Source organism: uncultured Aquincola sp. (genome assembly GCF_964001545.1).
Lineage (GTDB): Bacteria > Pseudomonadota > Gammaproteobacteria > Burkholderiales > Burkholderiaceae_C > Aquincola.
This window is the reverse complement of record NZ_CAXFDV010000642.1, coordinates 1-6,861: the sequence shown is the minus strand read 5'-3', so window position 1 is coordinate 6,861 and position 6,861 is coordinate 1. Positions and strand designations below refer to the sequence as shown.

The following is a 6,861-nucleotide window of genomic DNA, read 5'->3' as shown; positions in this document are numbered from 1 at the left end:
GGCAGGGCCCGCAGCCGCTCGACGGCGCCCAGCAGCGCATCCACCCGCGCCACTTCGCCGGGCGTCTGCGCCACGCGGCGCAGCGTGTCGGCGGCGCGCCGCAGCAGGGCCTCGCCCTGGGCGCGCTGCCAGGGCGAATCCGGGTGGCCCGACAAGGTGACGTGGTGGAAGGCCTCGTGCACGTCGTTGGCCGCCTGCCTGAGCGCCAGCGAGGTGACGGCCGACTGCGCGGCCCGACGCGCCTGCAGCGAATAGGCGGTGGCCACCGCGCTGCACACCAGCAGCGTGGACAGCGCCGTCGCAATGATCCAACCGCGGCCGTGGCGCATCAGCACTCGACGATGTTGACCGCGAGGCCGCCGCGGGCGGTTTCCTTGTACTTCGTCTGCATGTCGGCGCCGGTCTCGCGCATGGTCTTGATCACCTTGTCCAGCGACACATGGTGCGTGCCATCACCGCGCAGCGCCATGCGCGCCGCGTTGATGGCCTTGACCGACGCGATGGCGTTGCGCTCGATGCAGGGGATCTGCACCAGGCCGCCCACCGGGTCGCAGGTCAGGCCCAGGTGGTGCTCCATGCCGATCTCGGCGGCGTTCTCGGCCTGCTCTGGCGTGCCGCCCATCACCGCGCACAAGGCGCCTGCGGCCATGGAGCAGGCCACGCCCACCTCGCCCTGGCAGCCCACTTCAGCGCCGCTGATGGAAGCGTTTTCCTTGTAGAGGATGCCGATGGCCGCAGCGGTGAGCAGGAAGTCGATGACGCCGGCATCGCTGGCGCCATGCACGAAGCGGGCGTAGTAGTGCAGCACCGCCGGCACGATGCCGGCCGCGCCGTTGGTGGGCGCGGTGACCACGCGGCCACCGGCGGCGTTTTCTTCGTTCACGGCCAGCGCATACAGGTTGACCCAATCGAGCACCTGCAGCGGGTCGCGAAGCGCGGCCTCGGGGTGGCTGGTGAGTGCCGCATGCAGCGCCGCCGCCCGCCGCCGCACCTTGAAGCCGCCGGGCAGCACGCCTTCGGTGCGGCAGCCACGCTGCACGCAGGCCTGCATCACCTGCCAGATCTTCAGCAGGCCGGCGTCGATCTCGGCGTCGGTGCGCCAGTGGCGCTCATTGCGGCGCATCACCTGGGCGATGCTCAGCCCTTCACGCGCGCACACCTGCAGCAGCTCGGCGCCGCTGGCAAAGGGCAGCGGCAGCACCGTGGTGTCGGGCGCGATCACCTTCTGGCGGCTGCCGTCGGCGGCCACTTCGTCGCTGACGATGAAGCCGCCGCCCACCGAGTAGTACACCTTGTCGGCCAGTTCGGCGCCACCAGCATCGAAGGCTGAAAAGCGCATGCCGTTGGCATGGAAGGGCAGGCTCTGCCGGCGATGGAAGACCAGGTCTTTCGCGGCCAGAAAGCCGATGTCGTGCGTGCCGTGCAGCGCAATGCGCCCGCTGCCGGCGATGCCGGCCAGCAGCGCGGGCACCGCGTCCACGTCCACCGTGTCGGGCTCGTGGCCGGCCAGGCCCAGCAGCACCGCCTTGTCGCTGCCATGGCCCTTGCCGGTGGCGCCCAACGAGCCGTAGAGCTGCGCCTGCACCCGGGCGGTGCGGGTCAGCAGCCCTTCATGCGCCAGCCGGGCGGTGAACAGGCGCGCGGCCCGCATCGGGCCGACGGTGTGCGAACTGCTCGGCCCGATGCCGATCTTGAAGAGGTCGAACGCGGAGACGGCCATGCGGCGAGACGGGTAACAGGAGGTGCGCGCAGGATAAGCGCGCACCGCCGGTTTGGCTCACTCGCTGGCGTACTCCGTCATCGGCACGCAACTGCAGAACAGGTTGCGGTCGCCGTAGACGTTGTCCACCCGGCCTACCGGCGACCAGTACTTGGCCTTGCGCAGCGCCGGCACCGGGTAGGCGGCCTGCTCGCGGCTGTAGGCATGCGGCCAGTCGGCGGCCAGCAGCGCCTCGGCGGTGTGCGGCGCGTTTTTGAGCGGTTGGTCGTCGCGCGGCCATTCGCCACGCTCGATCTTCGCGATCTCTTCGCGGATGGCGATCATCGCGTCGCAAAAGCGGTCCAGCTCCTTCAACGGCTCGCTCTCGGTGGGCTCCACCATCAGCGTGCCGGCCACCGGAAAGCTGAGCGTGGGCGCATGGAAGCCGTAGTCGATCAGCCGCTTGGCCACGTCTTCGGCGCTCACGCCGCTGCTGTCCTTCAGCGGTCGCAGGTCCAGGATGCACTCGTGCGCCACGCCGCCGCCCTTGATGCCGGGCAGCTCGCCGCTGAAGTGGATGTCGTAGTGGTCGGCCAGCCGCGCGGCCACGTAGTTGGCGCTGAGGATGGCGGTCTCAGTGGCCGCGGTCAGCCCTTCGCTGCCCATCATGCGGATGTACATCCAGGTGATGGGCAGCACCGCGGCATTGCCCAGCGGCGCCGCCGAGACCGGGCCCACGCCCGCGCCGGGCAAAAACGGCACCAGATCGGCCGCCACGCACACCGGGCCCACGCCCGGGCCGCCGCCGCCGTGCGGGATGCAGAAGGTCTTGTGCAGGTTGAGGTGGCTCACGTCGCCGCCGAACTCGCCCGGCGCGGCCACGCCCACCAACGCATTCATGTTGGCGCCGTCCACGTACACCCGGCCGCCGTGCTGGTGCACCAGTGCGCACAGCTCCTTCACGCGCGGCTCGAACACGCCGTAGGTGGAGGGGTAGGTGATCATCACCGCCGCCAGCTGGGCGCTGTGCTTTTCGCACTTGGCCTGCAGGTCGGCCAGGTCGACGTTGCCCATCGCGTCGCACTTCACGCCCACCACCTGCATGCCCACCATCTGCGCGCTGGCGGGGTTGGTGCCGTGGGCGGATTCGGGGATCAGGCAGACCGTGCGCTGCGCATCGCCGCGCGACAGGTGCCAGCCGCGGATGGCCAGCAGGCCGGCGTATTCACCTTGCGAGCCGGCATTGGGCTGCAGGCTCACGCCCGCATAGCCGGTGGCCTGCACCAGCCAGTCGCACAGCTGCTGGTTCAGCAGCGCGTAGCCTTGCTGCTGCTCGGCCGGCGCATAGGGATGCACCTGCGCGAACTCGGGCCAGGTGATGGGAATCATCTCGCTGGTGGCGTTCAGCTTCATCGTGCACGAGCCCAGCGGAATCATCGTGCGGTCCAGCGCCAGGTCCTTGTCCGACAGGCTGCGGATGTAGCGCAGCATCTCGGTTTCGCTGTGGTGGGTGTTGAACACCGGGTGCTGCAGGTAGCCGCTGGCGCGCAGCAGCTGCGGCGGAATCAGCGCCGCGATGCCGCCTTCGTGCCGGGCGTAGTCGGGCTGCGCATCGGCACGGCCGGTGAACACGCGCAACAGCGCGGCCAGGTCGGCGCGGGTGGTGGTCTCGTCCAGCGTGATGCCCAGCGAATGGGCGCTGGCGCGGCGCAGGTTCATGCCGGCGGCCTCGGCCGCGGCCAGCAATGCGCCGGTGCGTTCGCCGGTCAGCACTTCCAGGGTGTCGAAGGCCTCGGCCGTGGCCAGCGTGAAGCCGGCCTGCTGCAACTCGGCGGCCAGCAGCGCGGTGTAGCTGGCCACGCGGCGGGCGATGCGCTTCAGGCCCTCGGGTCCGTGGTACACGGCGTACATGCTGGCCACCACGGCCGGCAGCACCTGCGCGGTGCAGATGTTGGAAGTGGCCTTCTCGCGGCGGATGTGCTGCTCACGCGTCTGCAGCGCCAGCCGGTAGGCGGGCGCGCCGTGCGCGTCCACGCTCACGCCCACCAGGCGGCCGGGCAGCGAGCGCTTGAACTCGTCGCGCGTGGCCATGTAGGCGGCATGCGGGCCGCCCGCGCCCATCGGCATGCCGAAGCGCTGGGTGTTGCCCACCACGATGTCGGCGCCTTGCTCCCCCGGCGGCAGCAGCAGCGCCAGCGCCAGCAGGTCGGCCGCGACGATGGCCAGGCCGCCCTGGGCATGCACGGCGGCTATCAGCGGGCGCAGGTCGCGCACGCGGCCGCTCACGCCCGGGTACTGCAGCAGCGCGGCAAAGGCGGGCGCGCTGCCGGCCTCTTCGGCCGGGCCCACCTGCACGGTGATGCCCAGCGGCTCGGCGCGGGTGCGCACCACCGCCAGCGTCTGCGGCAGCACGTCGTCGGCCACGAAGAAGGTGGTGCTCTTGCTCTTGCCCACCCGCAACGCCAGCGTCATGGCCTCGGCCGCGGCGGTGGCCTCGTCCAGCATCGACGCATTGGCGATGGCCATGCCGGTGAGGTCGGTGACCATGGTCTGGAAGTTGAGCAGCGCTTCCATGCGGCCCTGCGAGATCTCGGCCTGGTAGGGCGTGTAGGCGGTGTACCAGGCCGGGTTCTCGAGGATGTTGCGCAGGATGACCGGCGGCGTCAGCGTGCCGTGGTAACCCTGGCCGATGAAGCTCTTGAGCAGCCGGTTTTGCGCGGCCACCGACTTCAGCTCGGCCAGCGCCTGCGCTTCGGTCAGCGGGGCGGGCAGCTTCATCGCCGCGCCCCGGGCGATGGCGCGCGGCACGATCGCGTCGATCAGTGCGCGGCGCGAGGCCGCCCCGATCACCGACAGCATGCGCGCCTCGTCGGCGGCATCGGGCCCGATGTGGCGGGCGGTGAACTCGGCCTCGTTCTCGAGGTCGCCAAGCGGCTGGAGGGCGGACATCAGCATGGAAGGGCTCTATCAGGCGGGGGTCAGAGGGTCTTGAGCAGGTCCTGGTAGGCCGGCTCGTCCATCAGCGCATCGAACTGGCTGGCATCGGCCACCTTGACCTTGAAGAACCAGCCGGCGCCGGTGGGGTCGGAATTGGCCAGCGACGGGTCGGCGCGCAGCGCCTCGTTGACTTCCACCACCTCGCCGGTGACGGGCATGAACAGGTCGGCGGCAGCCTTGACCGACTCCACCACGCCGGCCACCTCGCCCTGGTTGAAGGTCTTGCCCACTTCGGGCAGGTCGACGAACACCACGTCGCCCAGCGCGTCCTGCGCATGCGGCGTGATGCCGACCACGGCGGCGCCGGCATCGGCGGTGTTGATCCACTCGTGGTCGTTGGTGAACTTGATGGTCATGGGGTCGCTCCTGGGTTCGGGCGGTGTGGGAAGAGGGGAGAAAGGCGAGCAGCGCCGGGGATCAGCGCTGGTAGCGGTGCGGGGCAAACGGCATGGCGCACACCCGCATCGGCAGGCGCTTGCCGCGCACGTCGGCATACACCTCGTTGCCCGGGTGGGCGTGGTTGATGGCCACGTAGGCCATCGCGATCGGCTGGTTGACGGTGGGCGCCAGCGTGCCGCTGGTCACATGGCCCAGCTTGTGGCCGTGGGCATCGTGCAGCACCGCGCCTTCACGCACCGGCACGCGTTCCAGCCCCACCAGGCCCACGCGCTTGCTGGGCGCGGCGCCGGCCAGGTGCTTTTCGATGGTGGCGGCGCCGGGGTAGTGGCCCGCGCGGGCACCGCCCGGGCGGCGCACCTTCTGGATGGACCAGGCCAGGCCCGCTTCCACCGGCGAGGTGGTGGTGTCGATGTCGTGGCCGTACAGGCACAGGCCCGCTTCCAGCCGCAGCGTGTCGCGCGCGCCCAGGCCGGCGGGCTTGACCTCGGGATGGGCCAGCAGCTGGCGCGCCAGATCGACCGCGGCCTCGGCCGGCACCGAGATCTCGAAGCCGTCTTCGCCGGTGTAGCCCGAGCGGGTGACGAAGCAGTCCACACCCGCCAGCACGAAGTGCCCGCCGGTCATGAAGGTCAGGGTGCCGACGCCCGCGTTCAGCCGCTGCAGCGCGGTGACGGCCTGGGGGCCTTGCAGCGCCAGCAGCGCGCGGTCGGGCAGCGGCACGATCTGGCAGCGGTGGCCGATGTGGGTCTGCAGGTGGCGGATGTCGTCGGCCTTGCAGGCGGCGTTGACGACGACGAAGAGGTCGTCCTCGCGCCGGGTGACCATCAGGTCGTCGAGGATGCCGCCCGAGGCATTGGTGAACTGGGTGTAGCGCTGCTTGCCCACCGCCAGGTCGACGATGTCGGCCGGCACCAGGGTCTCGAGTGCGGCGGCGGCGGCCGGCGCATCGGGCAGGCGCAGCTGGCCCATGTGCGAGACGTCGAACAGCGCGGCCGATTCGCGGCACTGCCGGTGCTCGGCCATGATGCCGCCGGGGTAGTTGACCGGCATGGCGTAGCCGGCAAAGGGCACCATCTTGGCGCCCAGTTCAAGGTGCAGCGCGTGCAGGGGCGTCTGGAGCAGGTCGGCGGACATCCATGTCTCCCGGTAAGGGTGTAGCGAAGGGGCCATCGATCGCCCACCCTAGCGCCAAAGGCGATGTGAGTGGGGGGATGCCCTCGCTGTCCGCTTTACCTGAGAGATTGGCGGCACCGGCGGTTGCGCGGCGCTGCTTGCCCCTTCGGTGGGCGGGCTCGGGGCCCGCCTCTCTCCAGTGAGGAACGCCCGGGTGGGGCGTCTTGCCAGTCCTTTTGCCTGAGCGTTCGGGGTGTGGACCCCTGCGCCTTCGGCGGCTGCTGCGGTGGAATGCCGCAGCGGCTCTCTCCTGGCGGCGGCAGTGTAGCCGAGGCGCTGGCGGCCCCGGCTTGCGCCGCCCGGCAGGGATCAGCGGCGCTGGTCCATGCGCAGTTCCTGCGCCATGCTGCGGCGGTCGCGGCCCATGGCCGGCACCAGGAAGGGCTCGTACTTCTGGCCCTTGTCGGCCGGCGGCTCGAAGCGTTCGGCGCGGCGGCTATGGTGGGCGGGCACGGGATGAGCGGATTTCTGGATCATCATGGCGGGTCAACTCGCGGCTTGCATTCGTGCCGCGTGACCCCCTAACGACCCACCCCCGCATTCGGATGACAAAGGTTGCTGTAGCTTTTCCCAACTCCGTAACAATGTTGGCG

At 70.5% G+C, this 6,861-nt stretch carries 6 protein-coding genes and 2 riboswitches; all 6 genes read right to left on the bottom strand.

Annotated elements, in window-relative coordinates; all coding sequences use genetic code 11:
- Positions 1-329: hypothetical protein (locus ABNT58_RS22370; protein ID WP_348755611.1), on the bottom strand; the 329-nt coding region annotated here is incomplete at its 3' end.
- Positions 329-1,720, bottom strand: coding sequence for an L-serine ammonia-lyase (locus tag ABNT58_RS22365; protein WP_348755610.1), 1,392 nt, complete (start codon positions 1,718-1,720; stop codon positions 329-331). The genes ABNT58_RS22365 and ABNT58_RS22370, both read right to left, overlap by 1 nt.
- 57 nt (positions 1,721-1,777) lie before the next feature.
- Entirely contained in the window at positions 1,778-4,654 is a 2,877-nt protein-coding gene (gene gcvP, locus ABNT58_RS22360) for an aminomethyl-transferring glycine dehydrogenase (protein ID WP_348755609.1), read from the bottom strand.
- A gap of 23 nt (positions 4,655-4,677) precedes the next feature.
- Positions 4,678-5,052, bottom strand: coding sequence for a glycine cleavage system protein GcvH (gcvH, locus tag ABNT58_RS22355; RefSeq protein WP_348755608.1), 375 nt, complete (start codon positions 5,050-5,052; stop codon positions 4,678-4,680).
- A gap of 61 nt (positions 5,053-5,113) precedes the next feature.
- On the bottom strand, positions 5,114-6,229 hold the full coding sequence (gene gcvT, locus ABNT58_RS22350; protein ID WP_348755607.1) for a glycine cleavage system aminomethyltransferase GcvT: 1,116 nt from the start codon (positions 6,227-6,229) through the stop codon (positions 5,114-5,116).
- Positions 6,230-6,305: 76 nt separating this feature from the next.
- Positions 6,306-6,418: riboswitch (glycine riboswitch) on the bottom strand.
- Between the two features lie 12 nt (positions 6,419-6,430).
- Positions 6,431-6,531, bottom strand: a riboswitch (glycine riboswitch).
- 46 nt (positions 6,532-6,577) lie between these two features.
- Positions 6,578-6,721 carry a hypothetical protein gene (locus tag ABNT58_RS22345; RefSeq protein ID WP_250195674.1) on the bottom strand — a complete coding sequence of 48 codons (144 nt, stop codon included), beginning with the start codon at positions 6,719-6,721 and terminating at the stop codon, positions 6,578-6,580.
- Positions 6,722-6,861 lie beyond the last annotated feature (140 nt).

Coding starts and splice junctions, on each gene's coding strand:
- ABNT58_RS22365 (WP_348755610.1), bottom strand. CDS start 1,720: ATGGCCGTCTCCGCGTTCGACCTCTTCAAGATCGGCATCGGGCCGAGC.
- gcvP (WP_348755609.1), bottom strand. CDS start 4,654: ATGCTGATGTCCGCCCTCCAGCCGCTTGGCGACCTCGAGAACGAGGCC.
- gcvH (WP_348755608.1), bottom strand. CDS start 5,052: ATGACCATCAAGTTCACCAACGACCACGAGTGGATCAACACCGCCGAT.
- gcvT (WP_348755607.1), bottom strand. CDS start 6,229: ATGTCCGCCGACCTGCTCCAGACGCCCCTGCACGCGCTGCACCTTGAA.